Origin of the sequence: Dysgonomonas sp. ZJ709 (genome assembly GCF_011039195.1) — a bacterium.
Taxonomy (GTDB): Bacteria; Bacteroidota; Bacteroidia; order Bacteroidales; family Dysgonomonadaceae; genus Dysgonomonas.
In genome coordinates this window covers 21,247-45,640 of the sequence record NZ_JAAKEM010000001.1, presented here as the reverse complement: position 1 = coordinate 45,640, position 24,394 = coordinate 21,247, and the positions used below count along the sequence as shown (strand labels likewise).

The 24,394-nt window shown below is 37.7% G+C and carries 21 protein-coding genes and 3 tRNA genes; 3 read left to right on the top strand and 21 right to left on the bottom strand.

Going from position 1 to position 24,394, the window contains the following annotated elements; translation table 11 throughout:
- Positions 1 to 71 precede the first annotated feature (71 nt).
- The 15 genes from rpoB to G7Y56_RS00145 all read right to left on the bottom strand — a co-directional run bounded on the left by rpoB (position 72) and on the right by G7Y56_RS00145 (position 10,928).
- Positions 72 to 3,884 carry a DNA-directed RNA polymerase subunit beta gene (gene rpoB / locus G7Y56_RS00215; protein ID WP_165020311.1) on the bottom strand — a complete coding sequence of 1,271 codons (3,813 nt, stop codon included), beginning with the start codon at positions 3,882 to 3,884 and terminating at the stop codon, positions 72 to 74.
- Positions 3,885 to 3,986: 102 nt separating this feature from the next.
- Complete coding sequence (gene rplL, locus G7Y56_RS00210; RefSeq protein ID WP_165040127.1) at positions 3,987 to 4,358, bottom strand: 50S ribosomal protein L7/L12; 372 nt, start codon at positions 4,356 to 4,358, stop codon at positions 3,987 to 3,989.
- Positions 4,359 to 4,399: 41 nt separating this feature from the next.
- Entirely contained in the window at positions 4,400 to 4,912 is a 513-nt protein-coding gene (rplJ, locus tag G7Y56_RS00205; protein ID WP_165040125.1) for a 50S ribosomal protein L10, read from the bottom strand.
- Positions 4,913 to 4,931: 19 nt separating this feature from the next.
- Positions 4,932 to 5,627: a 50S ribosomal protein L1 gene (rplA, locus tag G7Y56_RS00200; protein ID WP_165020308.1), complete on the bottom strand. Its 696-nt coding sequence runs from the start codon at positions 5,625 to 5,627 to the stop codon at positions 4,932 to 4,934.
- An 18-nt stretch (positions 5,628 to 5,645) separates the two neighbouring features.
- A complete protein-coding gene (gene rplK, locus G7Y56_RS00195) occupies positions 5,646 to 6,089 on the bottom strand; it encodes a 50S ribosomal protein L11 (RefSeq protein ID WP_165020307.1) in 444 nt (147 codons plus the stop codon).
- Positions 6,090 to 6,150: 61 nt separating this feature from the next.
- Positions 6,151 to 6,696 (bottom strand): transcription termination/antitermination protein NusG, encoded by a 546-nt coding sequence (gene nusG, locus G7Y56_RS00190; protein WP_165020306.1) that lies wholly within the window; start codon positions 6,694 to 6,696, stop codon positions 6,151 to 6,153.
- Positions 6,697 to 6,710: 14 nt separating this feature from the next.
- Positions 6,711 to 6,899, bottom strand: a complete 189-nt coding sequence (gene secE, locus G7Y56_RS00185; protein WP_165020305.1) for a preprotein translocase subunit SecE — start codon at positions 6,897 to 6,899, stop codon at positions 6,711 to 6,713.
- Positions 6,900 to 6,921: 22 nt separating this feature from the next.
- Positions 6,922 to 6,994, bottom strand: a tRNA-Trp gene (locus G7Y56_RS00180).
- Between the two features lie 51 nt (positions 6,995 to 7,045).
- Positions 7,046 to 8,233, bottom strand: coding sequence for an elongation factor Tu (gene tuf / locus G7Y56_RS00175; protein WP_165020304.1), 1,188 nt, complete (start codon positions 8,231 to 8,233; stop codon positions 7,046 to 7,048).
- A 60-nt stretch (positions 8,234 to 8,293) separates the two neighbouring features.
- Positions 8,294 to 8,366, bottom strand: a tRNA-Thr gene (locus G7Y56_RS00170).
- 142 nt (positions 8,367 to 8,508) lie between these two features.
- Positions 8,509 to 8,582, bottom strand: a tRNA-Thr gene (locus G7Y56_RS00165).
- A 170-nt stretch (positions 8,583 to 8,752) separates the two neighbouring features.
- Positions 8,753 to 9,052 carry a ribosome hibernation-promoting factor, HPF/YfiA family gene (gene hpf, locus G7Y56_RS00160; protein WP_165040122.1) on the bottom strand — a complete coding sequence of 100 codons (300 nt, stop codon included), beginning with the start codon at positions 9,050 to 9,052 and terminating at the stop codon, positions 8,753 to 8,755.
- A gap of 20 nt (positions 9,053 to 9,072) precedes the next feature.
- Entirely contained in the window at positions 9,073 to 9,960 is an 888-nt protein-coding gene (locus G7Y56_RS00155) for a tyrosine-type recombinase/integrase (protein WP_165040120.1), read from the bottom strand.
- Between the two features lie 63 nt (positions 9,961 to 10,023).
- Positions 10,024 to 10,215: a 30S ribosomal protein S21 gene (gene rpsU, locus G7Y56_RS00150; RefSeq protein ID WP_165020301.1), complete on the bottom strand. Its 192-nt coding sequence runs from the start codon at positions 10,213 to 10,215 to the stop codon at positions 10,024 to 10,026.
- A 257-nt stretch (positions 10,216 to 10,472) separates the two neighbouring features.
- Positions 10,473 to 10,928 carry a GNAT family N-acetyltransferase gene (locus tag G7Y56_RS00145; RefSeq protein ID WP_255498591.1) on the bottom strand — a complete coding sequence of 152 codons (456 nt, stop codon included), beginning with the start codon at positions 10,926 to 10,928 and terminating at the stop codon, positions 10,473 to 10,475.
- 125 nt (positions 10,929 to 11,053) lie between these two features.
- Here G7Y56_RS00145 and prfB point away from each other — a divergent pair.
- The 3 genes from prfB (at position 11,054) to G7Y56_RS00130 (ending at position 13,223) form a co-directional block, all read left to right on the top strand.
- Positions 11,054 to 12,167 (top strand): peptide chain release factor 2 gene (gene prfB / locus G7Y56_RS00140; protein WP_165040118.1). Its coding sequence is split into 2 segments (ribosomal slippage): positions 11,054 to 11,116 and positions 11,118 to 12,167, totalling 1,113 coding nucleotides; the frame shifts between segments, so codons are not numbered across the junction.
- A 120-nt stretch (positions 12,168 to 12,287) separates the two neighbouring features.
- Positions 12,288 to 12,752 carry a hypothetical protein gene (locus G7Y56_RS00135; protein ID WP_165040116.1) on the top strand — a complete coding sequence of 155 codons (465 nt, stop codon included), beginning with the start codon at positions 12,288 to 12,290 and terminating at the stop codon, positions 12,750 to 12,752.
- An 18-nt stretch (positions 12,753 to 12,770) separates the two neighbouring features.
- Positions 12,771 to 13,223 carry an FkbM family methyltransferase gene (locus G7Y56_RS00130; RefSeq protein ID WP_221412531.1) on the top strand — a complete coding sequence of 151 codons (453 nt, stop codon included), beginning with the start codon at positions 12,771 to 12,773 and terminating at the stop codon, positions 13,221 to 13,223.
- 13 nt (positions 13,224 to 13,236) lie between these two features.
- Here G7Y56_RS00130 and G7Y56_RS00125 read toward each other — a convergent pair whose 3' ends face one another.
- From G7Y56_RS00125 to G7Y56_RS00100, 6 genes are all read right to left on the bottom strand, one after another.
- Positions 13,237 to 14,085 (bottom strand): hypothetical protein, encoded by an 849-nt coding sequence (locus tag G7Y56_RS00125; protein ID WP_165040114.1) that lies wholly within the window; start codon positions 14,083 to 14,085, stop codon positions 13,237 to 13,239.
- Positions 14,086 to 14,248: 163 nt separating this feature from the next.
- Positions 14,249 to 16,006, bottom strand: coding sequence for a discoidin domain-containing protein (locus G7Y56_RS00120; RefSeq protein WP_165040112.1), 1,758 nt, complete (start codon positions 16,004 to 16,006; stop codon positions 14,249 to 14,251).
- Positions 16,007 to 16,023: 17 nt separating this feature from the next.
- Positions 16,024 to 17,337, bottom strand: a complete 1,314-nt coding sequence (locus G7Y56_RS00115; protein ID WP_370457667.1) for a glucoamylase family protein — start codon at positions 17,335 to 17,337, stop codon at positions 16,024 to 16,026.
- Between the two features lie 259 nt (positions 17,338 to 17,596).
- Positions 17,597 to 19,855: a beta-glucosidase BglX gene (gene bglX, locus G7Y56_RS00110; protein WP_255491326.1), complete on the bottom strand. Its 2,259-nt coding sequence runs from the start codon at positions 19,853 to 19,855 to the stop codon at positions 17,597 to 17,599.
- Between the two features lie 91 nt (positions 19,856 to 19,946).
- A complete protein-coding gene (locus tag G7Y56_RS00105) occupies positions 19,947 to 22,187 on the bottom strand; it encodes a glycoside hydrolase family 3 N-terminal domain-containing protein (protein WP_165040106.1) in 2,241 nt (746 codons plus the stop codon).
- A 10-nt stretch (positions 22,188 to 22,197) separates the two neighbouring features.
- Positions 22,198 to 24,360: a glucoamylase family protein gene (locus G7Y56_RS00100; protein WP_165040104.1), complete on the bottom strand. Its 2,163-nt coding sequence runs from the start codon at positions 24,358 to 24,360 to the stop codon at positions 22,198 to 22,200.
- Positions 24,361 to 24,394 lie beyond the last annotated feature (34 nt).

Genomic DNA, 24,394 nt, shown 5'->3' with positions numbered 1-24,394 from the left:
GATAGCTGTTTATTAGAGTATTTAATCCGTTAGCTAATAACTATGAGCTAAAAGCTAACGGCTTTAATAATTTAATCAAGAGATACACTTAATCCCAATCCTCTCATTTCGTGAAGCAAAACGTTCAACGATTCAGGAATACCGGATTGTGGCATTGGTTCGCCTTTTACGATAGCTTCATAAGCTTTCGAACGTCCCATTACGTCATCCGATTTGATAGTCAATATCTCACGTAGAATGTGTGCAGCACCGAACGCCTCAAGCGCCCATACCTCCATCTCTCCGAAACGTTGACCCCCGAATTGAGCTTTACCTCCCAGAGGTTGTTGAGTAATAAGTGAATATGGTCCTATAGAACGAGCATGCATCTTATCTTCGACCATGTGACCCAGTTTCAACATATAGATAATACCTACTGTTGCATGTTGGTCGAAACGATCACCTGTACCTCCATCAAACAAACGTACTTTACCATAACGAGGTACATTGGCTTTATCAGTCCAAGTATTCAAATCGTCCAGGCTAGCTCCGTCGAAAATTGGAGTCGCAAACTTCATACCTAATTCTTTTCCTGCCCAACCAAGAACTGTTTCGAATATCTGACCAAGGTTCATACGTGAAGGCACCCCTAGTGGGTTCAACACGATATCAACAGGAGTACCATCAGGAAGGAAAGGCATATCTTCTTGACGAACGATACGAGACACGATACCTTTGTTACCGTGACGTCCTGCCATTTTATCCCCTACTTGTACTTTACGTTTCTTAGCTACATAAACTTTCGCAATTTGAATAATACCTGAAGGAAGTTCATCCCCAATAGTCAAATCGAATCGTTTACGCTTCAATTCTGCATCTAGTTCTTTATATTTACGCAGGTAGTTTACAACTACGTCTCTGATCAATTCATTTTTGTGAGCATCTGTTGTCCAGCCACTCAATTGAATAGATTCGTAATCGATATTGTCTAATGCACTTTTAGTAAACTTAGAGCCTTTGGCAATGATATCAACATTCAGATAATCTTTAACACCTTGCGATGTTTTACCTTCAGTCAATACCAATAGTTTATCTACCAGTACACCTTTCACTTTAGCAATCTTCATTTCATACTCTTCATCAAGCTTAGGTAATAAAGCTTTCGCCGAAAGTTTTGTTTTACCTTTTTTAGAAGCTTTAGAGAAAAGATTTGTATTTACTACAACTCCCTTAAGAGACGGAGAAGCTTTCAATGATGCATCTTTCACATCACCTGCTTTATCACCGAAGATAGCACGAAGTAGTTTCTCCTCAGGAGAAGGATCAGATTCTCCCTTAGGAGTAATCTTACCTATCAGGATATCGCCCGGTCCAACACGTGCACCAACGCGGATAATACCTTTTTCGTCCAAATCTTTTGTAGCTTCTTCACTTACGTTCGGAATATCCGATGTAAGTTCTTCTACTCCTCGTTTAGTATCACGAACTTCAAGAGAAAACTCTTCTACGTGTACCGATGTAAAAACGTCTTCGCGTACAATGCGCTCGCTTAATACGATAGCATCCTCGAAGTTATAACCTTTCCAAGGCATGAATGCCACTTTAAGGTTCTTACCGATTGCCAATTCTCCTTGTTCAGTAGAATAACCTTCGGTTAAGATTTCATTTTTAACTACTCTGTCGCCTTTTTTACAAATAGGACGAAGGTCGATAGTTGTATTCTGATTCGTTTTTCTAAACTTAGGAATAACATATGTTTTAACAGCACTGTCGAAATTTACAAATTCTTCATCCGCTGTTCTGTCATATTTTATTTTAATAGTACTTGCATCTACATAAACAATTTCTCCACTTCCCTCTGCTACTATTTGAGTACGAGAGTCACGAATCAATTGTCCTTCGATACCGGTTCCTACAATTGGAGCCTCAGTACGTAATAAAGGAACTGCCTGGCGCATCATGTTCGATCCCATCAGCGCACGGTTGGCATCATCATGCTCCAAAAATGGAATAAGCGATGCTGCAATCGAAGCAATCTGAGTCGGTGATACGTCCATCAATTCGATTTCTTCAGGACCTACTACCGGATAGTCTGCATCCTGACGAGCTTTTACACGTGTATTGATAAAAGCACCATCATCGTTCAACGGAGCATTTCCCTGTGCAATGATTTTATCTTCTTCCTCTTCTGCTGCTAAGTAAATGATACCATCTTCACTTAAGTCAACTTTCTTATCCGCAACTTTACGGTAAGGAGTTTCGATAAAGCCCAGATCATTAATTTTCGCATATACACAAAGTGAAGAGATCAGACCAATGTTTGGTCCCTCCGGCGTTTCGATCGGACAAAGACGACCATAATGGGTAAAATGAACGTCACGCACCTCGAAACCTGCTCTTTCACGAGAAAGACCGCCTGGTCCTAGGGCCGACATACGACGCTTATGTGTAATCTCGGCCAATGGATTCGTTTGATCCATAAACTGAGACAATGCATTTGTGCCGAAGAAAGTATTCACAACTGATGAAATCGTCTTAGCGTTGATCAAATCAATCGGAGTAAATACTTCATTGTCGCGAACGTTCATTCTTTCACGAATGATACGTGCCATACGATTAAGACCAACTCCAAATTGATTGAAAAGTTGTTCACCAACTGTACGTACACGACGGTTACTTAAATGGTCAATATCATCAACGATAGCTTTAGAGTTAATCAACTCTATAAGGTATTTGATGATCTCGATCATATCTTCTTTCGTCAACACTCTGATATCGGTGCTTGTCGAAAGACCTAATTTTTTATTTAGTCTGTAGCGTCCTACTTCTCCCAGATCGTAACGTTTTTCCGAGAAGAACAAGTTGTTGATTACCTCACGTGCACTTGTATCATCTGCAGGTTCTGCACTACGAAGTTGACGGTAGATATGACGTACAGCATCTATTTCGGAGTTACTCGGGTCTTTTTGCAATGTATTATAAATAATTGCAAAGTCAGATAAGTTCTGAGTTTCTTTATGTAATAGAATAGATGCAACACCCGAATCAACGATCAGGTCTACGTGATCTTTTTCCAATACAGTTTCGCGTTCAATAATAACTTCGTTACGTTCAATAGATGTTACCTCGCCTGTATCTTCATCAACAAAATCTTCCATCCAAGATCTTAATATCCTGGCAGCAAGTTTACGCCCTACAACTTTTTTAATATTTTGCTTTGTAACTTTTATTTCTTCAGCTAAGTCGAATATCTCAAGAATGTCCTTATCACTCTCGAAACCGATAGCTCTTAGTAAAGTTGTTACAGGTAATTTTTTCTTACGGTCGATGTATGCGTACATGACATTGTTAATGTCTGTCGCAAACTCAATCCATGATCCTCTGAACGGAATAATACGTGCTGAGTACAATTTTGTACCATTAGCATGCATTGTTTGTCCAAAGAATACACCCGGCGAACGGTGAAGTTGTGATACAACAACACGCTCTGCTCCATTGATGACAAATGTACCTTTCTCTGTCATGTACGGAATTAATCCTAGATACACATCTTGGATAACTGTATCGAAATCTTCGTGATCTGGATCTGTACAATAAAGCTTAAGTTTTGCTTTAAGAGGCACACTGTATGTCAAACCTCTTTCGATACATTCTTCGATTGTATAACGAGGTGGATCAATAAAATAATCCAAGAACTCTAACACAAAGTTATTGCGTGTATCTGCAATAGGAAAGTTTTCAGCGAAAACCTTATATAAGCCTTCCTTCTTCCTCTTTTCGGGTGGGGTATCAAGTTGTAAAAAGTCTTGAAACGACTTTAGCTGCACTTCAAGAAAATCCGGATAAGGTAATGGATTCTTAATTGAAGCGAAATTGACTCTTTGATTGTTATTTATTGAAGACATGGGATACCAATTTTATTGAACTTATTATTTTTGACGCAAAAAGGTTAAGAACCTTCCTCAACGAAGGTTCCTAACCAAATATCCTATTTTACGGGATTATTTTTACTTAAGTTCAATTTCAGCTCCTGCCTCTTCTAGTTGTTTTTTCAATGCATCTGCTTCATCTTTCGATACTCCTTTTTTCAATTCACTAGGAGCAGCGTCAACTAGATCTTTAGCTTCTTTCAAACCAAGTCCTGTTAGTTCTTTAACAGCTTTAACAACTGCAAGTTTGTTAGCACCAGCTGCTTTCAATACAACATCAAATGCTGTTTTTTCTTCAGCTACTTCAGCTGCAGCCGCAGGTCCTGCTACTGCAACAGCCGCAGCTGCTGGTTCAATACCATATTCAGATTTAAGAATTTCAGCTAATTCGCTAACTTCTTTTACTGTCAAATTTACTAGTTGTTCTGCAATAGCTTTGATATCTGCCATTTTTGTATAATTTAAAATTGTTATTATTCTTTATTTTAGTATTATCTCTTTGATAGAGTTTCTAGAACTCCATGGATAGTATTTCCACCCGATTGTAGGGCCGAAATAACATTCTTCGCTGGTGATTGAAGAGCTGCAATAACATCTCCGATAAGCTCGTTTTTGCTCTTGATATTCTCCAATGCTTTCAAGTTTTCTTTACCTACATAGAAGCTTTCTTGTACGTAAGCTGCTTTTAGGCTAGGAACACCTTCTTTTACATATTTAGCTATCAATTTAGCCGGAGCGTTCGCTACATTAGAAAACATGATAGCTGTATTACCCTTCAAAGCCGGAGCTAGTTCTGAGTAATCACCTTCAAGAGTATCTAATGCTTTTTGTAATAAAGTATTCTTTACTACTAACAGTTTTATATCCTGTTTTGAACATTCTCTTCTTAAATTGGTAGTCTTAGCTGCATTGAGTGTTGCAATATCAGTCAAATAGAAGTTATCGTATTCTTTGATAGTTGTTGCAATAGTCTCTATGATAGCGCTTTTATCTTCCTTTCTCATAATTTCAATCAATTTTTAATTAGCTTTCTACTGATTTAGGGTCGATTTTCACGCCCGGACTCATAGTACTTGAAAGAGAGACGCTTTTCACATAAGTTCCTTTAGCTGACGATGGTTTCAACTTGATAAGTGTAGCGATAAATTCTTTCGCATTATCTTTGATTTGATCGGCAGTAAATGACACTTTACCAACAGACGCATGAACGATACCAGCTTTGTCAACTTTAAAGTCGATTTTACCTGATTTCACTTCCGTTACAGCTTTAGCAACATCCGGAGTAACTGTTCCACTCTTAGGGTTAGGCATAAGACCACGAGGTCCTAATACACGTCCCAGAGCACCAACTTTACCCATGATAGCAGGCTGAGTGATGATAACATCAATATCAGTCCAACCACCTTTGATTTTTTCTATATATTCGTCCAACCCTACGTAGTCAGCACCAGCTTCTTTAGCTGCAGCCTCTGCGTCTGGAGAACATAATACCAAAACTCGTACATCTTTACCTGTTCCATGAGGAAGAGATACTACACCTCTTACCATCTGGTTAGCTTTACGTGGATCTACACCAAGACGAACATCTAAATCTACCGAAGCATCAAACTTCGATACTGTAATCTCTTTTACAAGAGCAGATGCATCTGTCAAAGTATATAATTTCCCTGCTTCAATTTTGCTGAAAGCTAACTTTTGATTTTTTGTAAGTTTACCCATTTCTCAATTGAAGTTTAATTATTTAACATCAGGGAAAGCCCCTTTTACGGTAATACCCATACTTCTTGCTGTACCAGCAACCATTTTCATGGCTGACTCCATTGTAAAACAGTTTAGATCTGTCATCTTATCTTCAGCAATAGCTTGCACTTGATCCCAAGTAATTTCAGCTATTTTTTTACGATTAGGCTCAGCAGAACCACCTTTAGCTTTAGCAGCTTCTAGCAATTGGATTGCTACAGGAGGTTGTTTTACAATAAAATCAAAAGACTTATCAGCATAGTAAGTTATTACCACCGGCAATATCTTTCCTGCTTTGTCTTGAGTTCTGGCATTAAATTGCTTACAGAAATCCATGATATTAATACCTTTCGAACCTAAAGCAGGTCCTACGGGAGGAGATGGATTTGCTGCACCGCCTTTAATCTGTAATTTTAATTGTCCAGCAATTTCTTTAGCCATTTTTGTTTCTAATTTTTAGTTATTTAAAACCTGGATAGAACATTAAACTGCGTAACCAATTTTATTGTTCTTTTTCGACTTGCATGTAATTCAATTCGAGCGGGGTTTTCCTTCCGAATATCTTTACCATTACTTTTAGTTTCTTTTTCTCAGCATTCACTTCTTCAATAATTGCAGAAAATCCCGAAAAAGGTCCACTTGTAACCTTTACATTTTCTCCTACTATATATTGAACATCCATTTCAACCTGTTGCTCATCCAGTTCATCCATCGTACCTAGTATTCTATTTACTTCGGCTTGACGCAATGGTTGTGGATTTTGAGTATCAGGGAGGAAACCTGCAACATAATTAATATTGCGAAGCTCATGGATAACTTCTCCCACTAAGGCAGCCTCTATTAATATATAACCGGGAAGATAAGCTTTTTCTTTCAAAACCTTCTTTCCGTTACGCATAATATAAGTCTTCTCGGTTGGGATAAGAACTTGAGATATGTATTTCCCTAAGTCAGATTTTTTTATCTCAGCGTCAAGATATTCTTTGACTTTATTTTCCTTACCGCTAACAGCACGCAAAACGTACCATTTCTTTTCGATTTCAGTCATTTGCTTTTGATAAATTATAGACTATAGAAAAACTTAACGACCCACTCGAATACGCTATCAACACCCCAGACGATTAGTGCCATTATTATGGAAGCAATCATAACAATAACCGCGCTGCTAGTTAACTCCGTACGACTAGGCCAAGAAACCTTGTAAACAAGTTCGTTATAGGAATCCTTAATATAATTAATTACTTTTTTCATTTACTCTTTTGAGTTTTTTTAGCACGGGTTGAGAGACTCGAACTCCCGACACCTGGTTTTGGAGACCAGTGCTCTACCAACTGAGCTAAACCCGTATTAAAAAGTCGGGTATGTCGCAAACCGACTTTTATATTCTTGTCTAATTCTTACTGAGTAATTTCAGTAATCTGACCAGCACCTACTGTACGACCACCTTCGCGGATAGCGAAACGAAGACCTACGTTGATAGCAACTGGGTAGATCAACTCTACTTGAATAGTTACGTTATCACCAGGCATAACCATATCTGTTCCTTCAGGAAGAGTGATTTCGCCAGTAATATCTAACGTACGTAGATAGAATTGAGGACGGTATTTGTTATGGAATGGAGTGTGACGTCCACCTTCTTCTTTTTTCAGGATATAAACCTCTGCTTTGAAGTCAGTATGAGGAGTAATCTTACCTGGATGGCAAATAACCATACCACGTTTGATTTCTTCTTTATCGATACCACGAAGCAATAGACCTACGTTATCACCAGCTTGACCTTCGTCAAGAATTTTACGGAACATTTCTACTCCTGTAACAACTGATTTTCTTCCTTCTGCACCAAGACCGATAATTTGAACTTCTTCACTTGTTCTGATGATACCAGTTTCGATACGACCTGTTGCAACTGTACCACGACCTGTGATCGAGAATACATCTTCAACTGGCATCAAGAATGGTTTGTCAACATCACGTGGAGGTAGTGGAATCCAAGTATCAACAGCATTCATAAGCTCCATTACTTGGCTAACCCAAGGCTCAACACCGTTCAATGCACCAAGTGCAGATCCACGGATAACCGGAGTATTATCACCGTCGAAATCATAGAATGAAAGAAGTTCTCTCATTTCTAGTTCAACTAGTTCTAACATTTCTTCATCATCAACAATATCACATTTATTCATGAAAACAACTAGCTTAGGTACATTTACCTGACGAGCTAGAAGGATATGTTCACGAGTTTGAGGCATAGGACCATCAGTAGCAGCAACAACGATAATAGCACCGTCCATTTGAGCTGCACCAGTAACCATGTTCTTTACGTAATCGGCATGACCCGGACAGTCAACGTGAGCGTAATGACGGTTAGCTGTTTGATATTCAACGTGTGATGTATTAATAGTAATACCACGTTCTTTTTCTTCAGGAGCATTATCAATTTGATCGAATGATCTAGCTTCAGAGAATCCTTTGTCAGCTAATACTTTAGTAATAGCAGCAGTCAAAGTAGTTTTACCGTGGTCAACGTGACCAATTGTACCGATATTTACGTGTGGTTTCGACCGGTTAAAATGTTCTTTTGCCATAATGAATATTATTTAGTTAATGTATATATTTATATCTATTTGATCAGTATCTTAAAATAGAGCCTATGACGGGACTTGAACCCGTGACCTCTTCCTTACCAAGGAAGTGCTCTACCAACTGAGCTACATTGGCGTTATATTTTATCTTTCTTTTCTCGTCAACAAATATACGCCTTTATTTGTTATTTATCTGCTTAAAGAGAAAATATAGAATTTAAGTCGTAACCTTCTCACAAAAAGCCATTAGGCTATCGACTTTCACTCTTTTTATTTCGAGCCTCTTGTCGGATTCGAACCAACGACCCCGAGATTACAAATCACGTGCTCTGGCCAACTGAGCTAAAGAGGCATAATACTCTAATTTCGCCGCTATTACGCACTTTAAATAGCGAAACGGCGACAAAATTAGAAATTATTTTTTACAATCACAACACTTTGTGGATTTATTTTTCGAGAGTCCTTCTTTTAATAACATTTACTCTACAATTGCGAGCAAAAAGCAAAATCGGGACCGAAATATTATTTCGCCTGCGCTTTTTCCTTTGCCTTAAGAACTTGCTTCTCCAGAGCTTCAACTGATAACACAATTGCTTCTTCAAACGTATCTGCTATTTTATTAGCAAAAAGCTCTCCGCTTTTAATATTCAGCTTTATTGAAGCCTCTTTATTATTAGCTACTTCAGGTTTTACAACCTTAAGAATAATCTCTGCATCGACTATAAAGTCGGCTATTTTTTCTAATTTCGATACTTTTTTTTCAGCAAACGCTTTTAGTTCTGCTGTTGCATCAAAATGCACTGATTGAACTGAAATATTCATAATTAATTCTCCTTTTCAATTTATGCCCGAGGATGGGCTTTGTTATATATTTTCTTTAGCTCTTCAAACGAAGTATGTGTATATATCTCTGTTGCTGCCAAGCTCGAATGCCCCAGCAACTCTTTCACCGCATTAATATCCGCCCCATTATTCAGCATCCCGGTCGCAAATGAATGCCTCAACACATGCGGACTGGTTTTCGCCAAAGTCGGAATACATCGAAGATTCTCTACCACGATACGGTGCACCAACATCTCATAGAGAGGCTCTCCATCTTCTTTAACAAAGAAATAACCGGAAAGGTTGTCAATTTCGGCATTACGAACATCCATGTACTGACTTAACAGCAATTTCATACTACCACTAACAGGGATGAGACGTTGTTTATTACGCTTACCTGTCACCAGTATAGACCCGGCAAAAAAATCGACATCCACATCTTTCAGCCCTATTAATTCAGCCCGACGAATACCTGTCACATAAAACAGCTCCAAGATTATCCTATTTCGCAACGAATGAAACGAGTTATCAAAATTATGCTCATCGAGCACTCTCTCCATATCCGAATCATTAACAAAAGAAGGAATAGGTTTTGCCATTTTAGGGCCGACTATTTTTTTCACTGGATTGAATGTCACAATCTCTATCCGTAATAAAAACTTATAAAAAGACTTCAAAGTACTCAGTTTCCGATTCACCGATCGGGGAGACATTTTCTCCTCCATCAACCAAACCATCCATAAACGAATCACGTCTGCATCTGCAGATTGGACTTCTACTTCAGGATGATACATCTTAAGGAAATCGGAAAATTGGTGTAGATCTATAGAATAAGAAATCTCCGTATGTGAAGAATAGTTCTTCTCATAACGGAGATAATCCAAATATTTTTCTATCAACTTTGTCATTCTTTCTATCTACGTATCACGAACAACGAAGTTAATAATATTATCGAGAAAGACAATATTTCATTAATCTTCGATACGGTGCAGTTTCTCTACGTAAACGGCGTGTATTCTTTGTTTTCTTTTTGTAATCGACGGTTTTTCAAACGCTTGACGTCTTCTTAGTTCTTTTACAACACCTGTTTTCTCGTATTTTCTTTTGAATTTTTTAAGAGCTTTTTCAATATTTTCGCCCTCCTTTAGTGGAACAATGATCATAGTTCTTTAATTTTATTTGTTTTGTTATACTTTCTTAATTTAAATCTTTCAAGATAAAAACACCGTTTTATCTTATTCGAAAACTCATATGGATTATCATTCAATAATCTCCTGAACATTACTTTATCGTAATATTAAACATCTGTTTTGATTATGTTTAGTTCAAAAGACCATGAAACCTCCCTTCTATTTTCGGGGTGCAAATTTATGGTTTAATATCTTAATCTCCAAGACTTTTTTCGTCTTTATGATATCTCTTATCGTTTTTTCATCTGAACATGGGGTATACCATCTTCAAGATACACATCGCTGGTACACTCAAAACCGTGACTCTCGTAAAATTTCTGCAAATATAATTGCCCTGAAATAGTCAACTCTGTTTCGTTTAACGTAGAGGCGGCTAAATCTATAGCTTTCTCCATTAATTGATGTCCATAGCCAAACGAACGACATTCTTCGGCAACAATAACCCGTCCTATGCTAGCTTCGTCAAAATAGTCTCCACGCTTAAATAAGCGACAATAAGCAACAAGCTTACCATCAGTATAACCATGTAAATGTAAAGCTTTCTGATCCTTATAATCCAAATCAAGATACGGAGCGTTTTGTTCTACAACGAATATTTTACATCGTAAATGCAGAATATCGTAAAATTCTTCTTTTGTAAGATCCTCATAACGACTGATTTCCCAGTCAACTGTATTTTTCACCATAAATAATATATCTACTAAAGTAGGCAAAGATACTTATCTTTCATATTACCATAACCTCCTATCTATTTTTTTTTCTACCTTTGCAACTCAATTTAAATTACATCATAACATAAAACGATAATCTTATGATTACATTAGACCAACTAAAAGAAGTGTTGGAGCGCGAGTCCGCGTTGAGGGGGTACCTTTGACGTCGATGCGAAAATAATACAACTCGAAGAAGAAGAACTAAGAACACAAGTTCCGGGTTTCTGGGATGATTCTAAAGCCGCCGAAGTACAGATGAAAATCATTCGTGGTTTAAAAAGCTGGATAGAGGGCTATAATAAGGTTAAAAATGCTGCTGAAGAATTACAGCTGGCATTCGATTTCCAAAAAGAAGGGATTACTACTGAAGAAGAGGTAGACGAAGCATATAGCAATGCTATAACTTTACTCGAAGACCTCGAGCTCCGCAACATGTTACGCCGCGAAGAAGATAAGCTTGGTGCTGTACTGAAAATAAACAGTGGCGCAGGTGGCACTGAAGGACAAGACTGGGCCTCAATGCTATTTCGCATGTATCAACGCTGGTGCGAAGACAAAGGTTACAAAACAACTATTACTAACTGGCAGGATGGTGACGAAGCCGGGATCAAAACAGCTACTCTACAAGTAGAGGGCGAATTTGCTTATGGTTATCTGAAATCTGAGAATGGGGTTCATCGCCTTGTACGCGTATCACCATATAATGCTCAGGGTAAACGTATGACCTCGTTCGCATCCGTATTTGTAGTTCCATTGGTTGATGATACAATAGAAATTGAAATCAATCAGGCTGATGTTACTTGGGATACGTTCCGTTCGAGTGGCGCAGGTGGACAAAATGTCAACAAGGTAGAAACAGGGGTGCGACTACATTACAAATATAAAGACCCTGAAACCGGTGAAGCTAAGGAAATAGTTATTGAAAATACTGAGAGCCGTTCTCAATTTGGCAACAAAGATAATGCGATCCGTTTATTGAAATCGCAACTCTATGAGTTGGAACTCGAAAGACGCAGCCGCGAAACATCTTTAATCGAGGCCGGAAAGAAAAGAATAGAATGGGGATCACAAATCCGAAGCTATGTATTTGATGACCGCCGTGTAAAAGATCATCGAACCAATTATCAATCATCAAATGTAAATGCGGTGATGGATGGGGATATTGATGATTTCATTAAAGCATATTTGATGGAATTCGGTGAAAACGCCTGAATTACTCAATATTTATACTGTGCCAATTTTCAATATGAATCCTTGTTATAATATCCATTACAATTTGGTTATATAGCAAGGATTAGTCTCAGCTTCTAATAGCCTTATATCTAAATCATAATGAAACTCAAACATTTCAAAAGATTAGCCTCAATCACTGATTATTATTTTTACAAAAGAATAAAACAAAAAAGGAAACTCAATATAGGACGGTTTGAGGCCCCCTGCTGGGAATTACGAAAAGAAATATTGAGATATTATAAATCTCATAAAGATAGTGACGGATCCTTCAAAGAAGCTATAGAATATATAAAGAAAGAAGGTATGTCTGTCTTTCCTTATATGTTTAGAAATAAATATGATTATCGTAATATTCGTGTCTTCAGAGATATTGAGTCTGATCTTAAATATGTAAAATATGATGCACACAACCTCTTTTTCCCATCAGAGATGAGTGATAAAGATGTTCAAATATGTTATTCAAATCTCCAGATAGAACAAGATTTATTATCTCCACATCGTTATTTATCTAACACATTCAATGTTAGCGCTAATGACATTTTTTTAGATGTAGGGGCAGCATAAGGAATATTATCTTTATCTGTGATTGATAAAGTATATAAAGTTTTATTATTTGAAGTCGATGAACGATGGATAAAAGCACTGAAAAAAACCTTTGAGCCATGGGGAGACAAAGTACAAATTATAAATAAATATGTATCGGATGAAAACAGTGACACAACTGTAACCATAGATTCTTTAATTAACACTTTTGACACAAATTCGATATTCATAAAATTAGATGTCGAAGGTGCAGAAAAAAAGGCGCTGGAAGGCGCTAAAAAAACACTGACATCCAGCGAATATAAATGTAAAGCTGCGATATGTACTTATCATAAGCATAATGATTACGAAGATTTATCACAACTGATGAAAGATATTAGCTATGAAATAGAAACAACTGACAGATATATGCTATTCATACATGATCTGGACATAAAACCACCCTATTTTCGGAAAGCTTTGATCCGTTGTCAAAAGGGCCTAAATTATTAGATGAAAAGACAGTCTATTGTGCTAAAATATAATCAATTGTGATTGTCTCGTACAAAACTCTTTCTTCCGAGCCGGAAGTGAGTTGATAGACCTCAATAACAACAGGATATCCACAATTATCATACTCATAAACAGCCTCATAAATCAGATTGGTCTCATCCTCCATGGTTATTTTCAAACCATTATTTACAAAAGGATTAAATGTTGTAGCGTACATATCTCCATAAGTAAAGAGAAACCATTGCGGAATACGTACATATTTAAAGATACCTACTTTCTCATCATATATATAATTATAGGAGGCAGCTTTAGGATTCTGTCCTGTCGTTTCTATAACTAATTCCGATATATTACCCTTTTCGTCATACAGATAAGATGTAATATCTTCTCCGAATCCGATAGAAGAACTAGTTGTATGTTTCTGGATATAGCCGGCATCGTTAACCTGCATCGTTGCAACGATATCACCACCCTCCTTCTTTATATATACCAACGAATTATTGCCGTATGAATAGTTTGTTTTATAGGTAGCTTTAGGGTCATTTTCTTTATACGAAGTTACCGATATGATCTTGCTTTCTATCTGATCTTTATCATAATCAAACATATTTCTATACAATGTCCCATACTCTACATCCTTGGGTGTTACCAGAACATCTTGCTTAACAATACGGTTATAGACATCATAAGTATATGACTCAACCAAATCTGAACTAAACTCATTTACGAATTTAATTGTTATTTTAGATGGAAGATGCTTTGCTTCGCTTGTATCAGAAAGTCCGTCATCATCACTACACGCAGCAAATACCCCTATAAAAAGTGGGATTAGTAGTAGTAAAAAAAAATTCCTGCGTTTCATGGCAAATACAAATAAATGTAAATAAATACCAAAGTATAATAATATTATAACGTCAATGGTATCATATTTGTTGCAATATACTAAAAAAATAACAATTCTAATAAAATTAACACAAGCATCTGATAAAAATCAGATGCTTGTATCTTATATTAAAACCAGAGCTTTACAATGCCTCGGCTGTTACCCAAGTAGAAGTCCCATTCTCATTAATTGCTTCGATAGCAAAATAATAAGGTTTTGTTTTATCCATACCACTGTAATAGTACTCATTTACATCGTGAACCATTACACAATTATATAGTTTGTCCGGTTCAAGACCAATATAGATATTATAAGCATAAGCTTCATCTACGGGTTGCCATTTGAGCCACACATTACGCCGATCGGTTTGATCTCCCCTTAAAGCCATAAACTGTTTTACCGGAGATGGCTTTTCTTTCGCTCCAAACCCAAATACACGAAAACCGGAGATTGCAAATTTACCGGTTGGCATATGAAGATTCTCCATTTTCAGATAACGTGCTTTCACTGGTTTATCCAACTCTATATAATCGTGAGGCACATCTTTCTTGTTCTTACTCTTATCGATAAGGGTGTTCCATTTCTTTCCATCATTAGAATAATATACCATGTATTGGTGATACTTATCGAAAGTTTTACCCAAGAACTCTGCATCTTGATCGGCATAATTAATTTGCACAGCATAGACAGTAGATTCCTCTCCCAGATCAGTGATCAGCCATTCCCCTTTTTCGGCAGTCTTGGCGCTCCAATATGTTTTCATATCTTCGTCAACAATATTGTTAGCATAGAAAGCACCTAAAGTAGAAGACACTTGTACGGGTTTATTATAATTTAAAATCATCCATCCTGTAAATCGACTCTTAAGATGATCTGTTTCGCCATTCGGAACATAATGAGGATAGTCACCAAAAGCAGTATTACAATACATATTATCTTCTGCATCAAATCCGGCAGGCCAGATACCTATGCGACGCTCAAAATTGTTTTTGACATTCACAACCATTGACGATGTATGCCAGTAATTGTTCCAGTTATCCTGAAATGTAGCCCCATGTCCTGCTCCACGAATAAAGCCTCCGGCTTTCATACTAAGCGGAAGAGAAACATGCTCGAAAGGTCCCAGAGGAGAATCTCCGATTGCAACACCATCACCATAGTGGCTAAATTCAGTTCCGGGTCCACCCCATTGAAGGTAATACTTATTGTTATGTTTTGTCATCCACGCACCTTCCATAAAAGGTTTAAGGAAAGTATTGTCCATATGTTCACCAAAGCGATGCCAACCGATTTTATCATCGTCAAGCAAAAGTAATTCCTTGCGGGTTCCTTGCGGTTGAAATGTGTTACGGTCGAGTTCTATACCGTATAACGGATACACATTGCTGCTACCGTTGTACATATAAAAACGATTATCATCGTCTGTAAAGAATGCCGGATCCCAGCCACCTATATCGAAATGCTCCACAGCTTTACTCCACTCATTTCCTTTAGGATCAGTACTCATCCAAATAGGAAATATACGTGAATAAGTAGAACCAAACACTATAAGTGTATCACCCTTCACCCATGCAGCAGGCGCACACAAGTCATCCCATTTATTAGGTGTTGTATCTATAGCTTCCTGAGTTAAGAATGAACGGGATACAAAATTCCATTCTGATAAATCGCTGCTCCACCAATAGCCTTGCTGATTAGTAGAGAATAAATAAAAATCGCCCTTGTAATTCACAATCACAGGATCAGCCGTAGCTCTGTGTTTACCCCATGTTGTAAAATTGGGTATCGGGCAATATGCATAATCTAAATTCACCGGATTGCAATATGTTTTTTGCTGGGCAGATAATTGCCCAACAAATACATATAGTAATATCAATAATATAACTTTTAATTTTTTCATGGTCTAAGGTTAAATTCTTATTTTAATTGAGGACTTTCAAATCCTAGTTTCTTCAATCCACTCTGAACATCGGGATGGCTCATAAACAAATTCCATAATAGTTGTGTACGATAATTTTCTATCATCACAATAATAGGTCCTTGATCAATTGCCAAATAGCGTTGTGGATACCAGTCTTCTGTTTCACTAAAAGCATCATAAAAACCGTATGGCCCCCAAAGTTTGTCGCCCATATTATATAGGCTTCTCATTACCTTCATAGATTCTTCAGGCGTATAAACGATAGATGACAAAGCCGCTGTAGGTGCAATAACACCATGATCGCCTTCTTCCGAAGGTTCGTGCGCAGCATACCCCACCGTTGAATAACTTGCCGAGAGTCCCCAAAGATCTTCACCAAATCCTTTAAATTGTTTTGGGTTTCGGATACTATATGCTCTGTTGATCAATGTATAATTTCTCATTTCTTGGAAGTAATCAGCATATCGATCTTTCAATCCGGTAGGATTTAATCCTAAGAAAGAATAATGAGCCCAGAACAATGGACCTGCTCCTGAATTACTTTGATAGCGCATATTCAATTTATAGCCTTCCACCTCGTGAGGTTCTATAATTTTACCATTCTCAGCCCACCCTTCGTGATATACTTCGGCTGGAACACCATGTGTAGGTGAAGAGGCTGCAAGAACATATGTGATAAGGCATTCGTTGTATCCTCTGATAGCAAAATTCATCTCCCATGAGTGACTAGGACTCCAATGCCAGTATAGAACATTTTTTCCGTTTCGATGCCAATTCCAGTCTACTGCCTTCCATAGTTTATCAATACGTGCGGCTAATGCTTTCTCCGCTTCCGTACCATTTATATAATACTGATGAGTAGCCAATAAGCCTTGTAATAAGAATGATGTTTCAACCAAGTCTCCACCATTGTCTTTATCACTGAAACCTTTTACTTTACCTGTTTCACCATCCCACCAATGAGGAAAAACCCCTTTGAATGAATCTGCTTTTTCTAAGAAACTTACAATCTTAGTCATATGGGTAAGACCCTCTTCTCTGGTTACATACCCTCTCTCTATACCAACGATAATAGCCATGATACCAAAGCCGCTACCACCCGAAGTTACAACATTTCTATCGTTTTGAGGATATATCCCATCAACATGAAAACGCTCGCGAGCCATTCCGCTCGTCGGCTCCGATTCGTTCCAGAAATAACCGAATGTTCTTCTCTGAACAGAATCTAAAAGAGCCTCGTCCGATATTTCGGAAACAGCTGTAGTATTCGAACCTTTATTGGCTGTATTACAGCTAATAAAGTTGAGCATAGACAATACTACAAATAAACTGATATATATTTTCTTCATATTATTCTAAATAATATCAATCAGGAATCAAACCTGATTTTCATGATTTTACAAAAGCTATAAAATAGCCAACCTAAATCAGAGAATGTTAAAAGGTAACAAAAGTGACACTTTGTATGTTGTTTTCGATTGTTACCTTTTCTCTCTACTTAACCTAATAACCAAACACCTTATTCTATATAGATAAACTTAAAACCACTTTTCTTCTGAAAAGAAGTAATTAGTTCAATGCAAATCTAGCTGTTTTGACATCGCGGCTGTTTCCTCCGATCATCACATCGAAATCACCCGGTTCAAACACATAATCCAAATCGTAATTGTAGAATTTCAACATTTCGGGAGTAATCTTAAAGCTAATTGTTTTAGATTCACCTGCTTTTACAAATACTTTCTCGAAACCTTTAAGTTCTTTAACCGGACGTGTTACACTACCTACTATGTCGCGGATATATAATTGTACTACTTCGGCTCCGTCAACTTTACCTTTGTTGGTCAATGTTACTTCAGCAGTCAATTCACCTTTTGCATCAATAGCTGCAGAGCTTAGCTTAACAGGGCTATACTCGAATTGAGAGTAACTAAGACCATACCCAAATGGATATAGAGGTTCGTTATCTACATCTAAGTAATTGCTACGGAATTTTTCGAACCATTTTCCTTCGGCCAATGGACGTCCTGTATTTTTGTGATTATAAAATAGTGGAATTTGTCCTACATTCTTAGGGAAAGTAGTCGTTAGTTTTCCACTTGGATTTACATCGCCAAACAATACATCACCAATAGCATAAGCAGCTTCTGTTCCACCAAACCATACATTAAGAATGGCAGGAACATTTTCGTCTTCCCATGTCAATGTCAATGGGCGACCTGTAAACAATACCAAAACAACAGGCTTTCCTGTTTTCAACAATTCTTTCAATAGTCGTTGTTGAACATCAGGGATATTCAGGTCTGTACGGCTACTACTTTCGCCACTCATTTCAGATGATTCACCAAGAGCCGCTACAATTACATCAGCACCTCTGGCAATTTGTAATGCTTCGTTACGGATAGCTTCTTCCGAACGGGCATCTCTACCTAAATCGCGACCAAACATTGTTGATCTTGCTTCTAATTCAGGATCACTTGTAAGATTGCTACCTTTAGCATATACGATTTTAGCATTGCCGCCAACTACAGATTCTAAACCTTCTATTAATGTAGCAGCTTTATTGAAATCTGCTGCAACACTCCATGTGCCTGGCATATTAGAGCGTGTATTTCCAAGAGGACCTACAACCGCAATTGTTCCTTTTTTAGTTAAAGGCAATACATTATCTTTATTTTTAAGAAGAACAAAACTTTCAGATGCAATCTTACGCGCAGCATCACGGTGTTCTTTAGCATATATTTCAGTCTTAGCACGCTCTACATCACAATATTTGTATGGATCGGCAAATAAACCAAGTTTATATTTTGCTTCAAGAATACGACGGCATGCTTTATCTATTTGTTTCTCTGTAATCTTTCCTTCATTTACCGATTCTTTAAGTGTAGTTAAGAATCCGGCAGCAACCATATCCATATCAACACCTGCATCCAAAGAGCGAGCAGATACTGTTTTAAGATCACCGATACCATGTTCTACCATTTCGGCAATTCCAGTATAATCAGTCACTACAAAACCATCGAATTTCCATTGATCGCGAAGCACATCAGTCATCAGCCACTTGCTAGCTGTTGCAGGCACACCGTCAACCTCGTTGAATGATGCCATAACACTACCTACACCCGCTTCAACAGCAGCTTCGTAAGGTCTGAAATATTCATTATACATACGTTGATGACTCATATCAACTGTATTGTAGTCGCGACCGGCTTCACCTGCACCATATAGGGCAAAATGTTTCACACAAGCCATTATATTTTTATTCGAAGCAAAAGTATTACCTTCTCCCTGATAACCTCTAACCATTGCTTTGGCAATCTCTCCGCCTAGATAAGGGTCTTCGCCACTACCTTCGGAAACACGTCCCCAACGAGGATCTCTGCTAATATCTACCATTGGGCTGAAAGTCCAGCAAATGCCATCGGCACTGGCTTCTACCGCTGCAATCTGAGCCGATTGCTCTATTGCAGCCATATCCCATGTACAAGCTATGCCTAAAGGAATAGGGAATACAGTTTCGTAACCATGGATTACGTCCATTCCAAATAGTAACGGAATTTTCAGACGACTTTCTTCTACAGCTACACGTTGCACTTCTCTGATTTTTTCTACTCCTTTGATATTGAATAGTCCGCCAACCGAACCTTCTTTAATTTTTTCACCTATGTCGCTACTCTTAGCCTGACCTGTAGTTATATCTCCTGCCCCAGGTAAGTTGAGCTGTCCGATTTTCTCATCCAAAGTCATTTTACTCATGAGATCGTCTATGAAACGATTCATTTCTGCATCTTGCTTTTTATTATCTTTATCTTGTGAGCACGAATATAACATGCAAACACAACACAATAACGTCACAATTTTTTTCATCTTATTTACTTTAGTATTTTATATATAGTCTGTCTATCCAAAATCAATAATAGCATTACTCCAAAACAAATTCTGCTTTTAATACAGCATTAGAATCACCGCCAACGAAAAGATGGAAGTCCCCTGTTTCGTATACAAATTTCAAATCAGGATTATAAAATCGAAGATCATCTACCGATAGTGTAAATTCAACATCTTTTGTTTCTCCTGCTTTCAAAAATACTTTTTTAAAACCCTTCAATTCCTTAACAGGTCGCGTTACACTACCCACTATATCGCGAGTATATAATTGCACAACTTCTTCTCCATCATATTTGCCTGTATTGGCTAACTTCACATTTACCCTTAGCGGTTTATCCTTACTAATAGAAGCAGAAGAAAGTGATAAGTCGGAATAAGTAAATGTTGTGTAACTCAATCCATATCCAAAAGGGAAAAGCGGTTCGTTGGTTACATCCCAGTAATGAGATCCATAAGCTAGCTCAGGATCATTTTTATCATAAGGACGTCCTGTATTTTTATGATTATAGAATATTGGAATCTGCCCGACATTTTGAGGAAAAGTAACTGTTAACTTTCCAGCAGGATTGTATTTACCAACCAAAACATCAGCAATAGCCGCGCCACCCATTGTTCCTGGAAACCAAGCTTCGAGTATGGCATCTATATTATCATTCTCCCAATTTATTGTCAATGGGCGTCCGTTCATTAAAACCAGAACTACAGGTTTACCTGTTTTCTTTATTGCTTTCAGCAAATCGAGTTGGAGACCGGGCAGTGATATATCTGTGCGACTATTATTTTCGCCCGACATATTATGAAATTCGCCCATCACCATAACTACAACATCTGCTGCCGAAGCAACTCTTAAAGCTTCAGTGAAACCGCTTCTATCCTCACTTTGAATATCACAACCTTTTGTATAAGTTATTTTATCACTACCCAAAGCCTCAGTCAGCCCTTCATAGACACTAACCGGGACACTATCTCTGTTACCCATTGCCGACCAACAACCTAGGATTTCGTATTTATCTTTAGCTAAAGGCCCAATTAATGCAATGCGCTTATTCGCTTCTAACGGTAATAATTGGTTTTTATTCTTTAGTAATACCATCGATTTACGAGCAATATCACGAGCCGCTTCTTTATTTTCAACCGTAAGAAGATCTGTTTTTTCTCTCTCTGCGTCACAATATCTATATGGGTCTTCAAATAATCCCAATTGATATTTAATTTTCAATATTCTTCGGGCTGCATCAGTCACATCCTTTTCAGAAACTTTACCCTCTGCTATCAACTCTTTGAGGTACTTCATATATACACCACCTTGCATATCCATATCCACACCTGCATTCATAGCTATTTCTGCTGAGTGTTTTTCGTCGCGGGCATAACCATGTTGTATCATTTCATTGATCGAAGTATAATCCGTTACAACAAAACCATCGAAATTCCATTTATCGCGTAATATATTTTTCAGAAGATATGAATTCCCTGTAGCAGGGATACCATTCAGATCGTTGAAAGATGTCATTATTGTAGCACAACCAGCATCAAGCGCCGCTTTAAATGGAGGGAGATATGTATTCCAAAGTTCATTTTCTCCTACATCGACTGTATTGTAATCCCTACCGGCCATCGATGCCCCATAAGCAGCATAATGCTTTACACAAGCGACCACTGTACTTTTATCACTTAAACTATTACCTTGTATGCCTTTTACTCTGGCAGCTGCGATTAACGAACCCAGATACACATCCTCTCCGGCACCTTCGGCGATACGACCCCAACGAGGATCACGTGCGATATCGACCATAGGAGCATATATCCAATTGACACCTTCGGCAGACGCTTCTTTTGCTGCAATCTGACCAGATCGTTCTATTGCTTCCAAATCCCAGCTACATGATTCCGCAAGAGGGATAGGAAATATAGTCCGCTGCCCATGGATGACATCATATCCGAAAATAAGGGGAATACCTAAACGAGTTTCCTCAACCGCTATCTTTTGCAAGCTTCGGGTATAGTCAGCACCTACTGCATTGAATATGCCACCAACCATGCCTGTACGTAAATATTCTTTATAATTAGGATCAACTGTCGGCCCTGTGATAATATCATATCCACTGGTGTACAAGACTGTTTGTCCTATTTTTTCGTCGAGGGTCATTTTATCTAGTAAATCCTCCACAAACTTATCCATATCTGCATCTTTTGACGATGAATTGGATGAGCAGGAATTTAATACTAATCCCAGCAAAAATAAAACTGCTATATGTCTGAATAATTTATCCATCAATTCTACTTTATTTAATGAATACCTTATCTGTCATTTTCTTAACGTCCGGATCTTTCATGAAAAGATTCCAAAGTAATCCTGTTCTGTAATTTTCTATCATAACAGTCACCGGAGCCTGATTAAGCCCCATGTAAATACTAGCACACCAATTCTCATTCAGGTTAAATGCATCTCTGAAACCGTATTCACCCCAAAGGAAAGAACCATAATTTCGGTAATAATTCTTGAAGGCAGCCATTGATTCTTCGGGCAAATAAGGAAAAGAAGCCAATGCTCCTGTCGGAGCCATTGTTCCATCATCCTGATGAAGAGCTGCTTCTGCGGCATGATATCCCCAAGGACCATCACTTGCTGTCAGCCCCCAATTGTCTGCTCCGTATCCTTGTTGACCTTTAGGATTCTCTATACAATATCGATGATTGATCAAAGCGATATTTCGGAAATTATCGAAATAATCTTTACTCACATATTTATCTTTAATACCTCGCGGATCAAAACCTAAGTAAGAGTAATGAAGAAAGAACAAAGGTCCCCCCGTAGATACGCCCACATCTAGTTTCACACCTTGGTAAGTATTCCCGTTCGAATACATAGAACCATCTCTAGTTTGTCCCCAATTGGCACGATAGTCTTGTGCATATTGATCCTGACTAGCCCAACCTGTGTAATATATATCTTTACTCACACCATGAGTAGGCGAAGCTATTGCCAATAAATAGGTAATCATTGTTTCGTTCCACCCGATGAGCCGATGATTAATAACCCATGCCTGATCAGGCGACCAATGCCAGTATAAGTATTTACTATCTTTTGTTTGTTTATACCAATCCCATTCGATGTTTTCCCATAGCTTAGTTATCATTTTTCTGATATGAGTTTCATCTTCCGAATCTTTGTCGAAGTATTGGCGTGCGGTCAGTAATCCTTGGAACAAGAATGATGTTTCGACCATATCAGCACCATTGTCCTTATTACCAAAGAATGGAATAACTTTGCCATCTTCTCCATTTATAAAATGAGAATAACCACCATGGAAAGTTTCTGTTTTATCCAGAAATGCAACTATTTTTTTAAATCTTTCGACCGCCTCTTCTCTTGTTATAAATCCACGTTCAACAGCAGTTATTATAGCTAAGATACCAAATCCGGAAGCTCCCGATGCAATCATATTTTTGCGTCCGGGTATATTTTCCAATGCCAGACCAGAATGTTCTTCTGCCCCATCCCAATAATAACGGAAAGACGCTTCTTGCAACATAGTCAGTAATTGCTCGTCCGTCATTGTATAAGTTTTCGCTACCACTTCATTTGATGCTGGTGTTTCGTTATAATCATAATCAAGACAAGTAATTTTGTAATTATATATCTTATCTGTATCTCCAGTAAAATCGGCAAAACGTCCTCTTGAAGGATCTTGGATACCTACCGGCTGATAACTTCCATTTTCTGAAGCTCTATAAATTTTTATGTATTTTATATTTTCTAATCCTACTTTATTCCAAGCAATATCAACATGCCTTTCATAACCGTTAGCTGTAATTGAAGGAGCTTTTGCGATATTTGGTTTTTCTATTTTAGCAGGACTTAATTCTATTTGATCGATATATATTGTATGCTCTTTTCCATCTTGTGATGATTGTTTGAAAAGAACATTTTTAATTTCTTTGCTATGTGTATATTTTATATTTTGGAAATCACTAAGTGGAATTCTTACGTGACACCAATTATTACTAATATTAGTAATATATTTTCCAAGATTAAGATAAGACGAAATTTGTTTTTCATCTTCTGTAGCAATAGCTATAGACGGTAATTCTTCTTTATTGGTTTTCGAAGTTATTTTCATCCTAAAATCGAGAGAAGTGCTTTCTTTAACAAAGTCTTTTCCTCTCCAGTCTGTATATAAGACCGCAGCAGACCAATTTCCGTTTGGTGCTGAGACATATTTGAGAAGCAGTGAATTTTTTGCAGTAAAAAACTCCTGTTCCGAAACAGGTAATTTTTTCTGTATATTTTCTATATAGCTAGGAGATGCATAGTCAGCTTTGCTATTATAGTAACTACCCGACATAAGGCTATTATCGAAAAAGACATGGTCATATTCAGGCTCTTGAGCCATAAGTGATATACAACCAAAAGATAGTAAGGTCAGTATAAATATTTTTTTCATGGAAAAAAGATTATTAACCTGGTGCCGACAACTG

Excerpts from the sequence above, each read along its gene's own strand:
- G7Y56_RS00105 (WP_165040106.1), bottom strand. The coding sequence starts at position 22,187 with ATGGATAAATTATTCAGACATATAGCAGTTTTATTTTTGCTGGGATTA.
- tuf (WP_165020304.1), bottom strand. The coding sequence starts at position 8,233 with ATGGCAAAAGAACATTTTAACCGGTCGAAACCACACGTAAATATCGGT.
- bglX (WP_255491326.1), bottom strand. The coding sequence starts at position 19,855 with ATGTTATATTCGTGCTCACAAGATAAAGATAATAAAAAGCAAGATGCA.
- hpf (WP_165040122.1), bottom strand. The coding sequence starts at position 9,052 with ATGAATATTTCAGTTCAATCAGTGCATTTTGATGCAACAGCAGAACTA.
- rpoB (WP_165020311.1), bottom strand. The coding sequence starts at position 3,884 with ATGTCTTCAATAAATAACAATCAAAGAGTCAATTTCGCTTCAATTAAG.
- G7Y56_RS00115 (WP_370457667.1), bottom strand. The coding sequence starts at position 17,337 with ATGCTCAACTTTATTAGCTGTAATACAGCCAATAAAGGTTCGAATACT.
- rplK (WP_165020307.1), bottom strand. The coding sequence starts at position 6,089 with ATGGCTAAAGAAATTGCTGGACAATTAAAATTACAGATTAAAGGCGGT.
- G7Y56_RS00125 (WP_165040114.1), bottom strand. The coding sequence starts at position 14,085 with ATGAAACGCAGGAATTTTTTTTTACTACTACTAATCCCACTTTTTATA.
- G7Y56_RS00100 (WP_165040104.1), bottom strand. The coding sequence starts at position 24,360 with ATGAAAAAAATATTTATACTGACCTTACTATCTTTTGGTTGTATATCA.
- rplJ (WP_165040125.1), bottom strand. The coding sequence starts at position 4,912 with ATGAGAAAGGAAGATAAAAGCGCTATCATAGAGACTATTGCAACAACT.
- G7Y56_RS00120 (WP_165040112.1), bottom strand. The coding sequence starts at position 16,006 with ATGAAAAAATTAAAAGTTATATTATTGATATTACTATATGTATTTGTT.
- G7Y56_RS00135 (WP_165040116.1), top strand. The coding sequence starts at position 12,288 with ATGAAACTCAAACATTTCAAAAGATTAGCCTCAATCACTGATTATTAT.
- secE (WP_165020305.1), bottom strand. The coding sequence starts at position 6,899 with ATGAAAAAAGTAATTAATTATATTAAGGATTCCTATAACGAACTTGTT.
- rplL (WP_165040127.1), bottom strand. The coding sequence starts at position 4,358 with ATGGCAGATATCAAAGCTATTGCAGAACAACTAGTAAATTTGACAGTA.
- rplA (WP_165020308.1), bottom strand. The coding sequence starts at position 5,627 with ATGGGTAAACTTACAAAAAATCAAAAGTTAGCTTTCAGCAAAATTGAA.
- G7Y56_RS00145 (WP_255498591.1), bottom strand. The coding sequence starts at position 10,928 with ATGGTGAAAAATACAGTTGACTGGGAAATCAGTCGTTATGAGGATCTT.
- G7Y56_RS00155 (WP_165040120.1), bottom strand. The coding sequence starts at position 9,960 with ATGACAAAGTTGATAGAAAAATATTTGGATTATCTCCGTTATGAGAAG.
- rpsU (WP_165020301.1), bottom strand. The coding sequence starts at position 10,215 with ATGATCATTGTTCCACTAAAGGAGGGCGAAAATATTGAAAAAGCTCTT.
- nusG (WP_165020306.1), bottom strand. The coding sequence starts at position 6,696 with ATGACTGAAATCGAAAAGAAATGGTACGTTTTGCGTGCTGTTAGCGGT.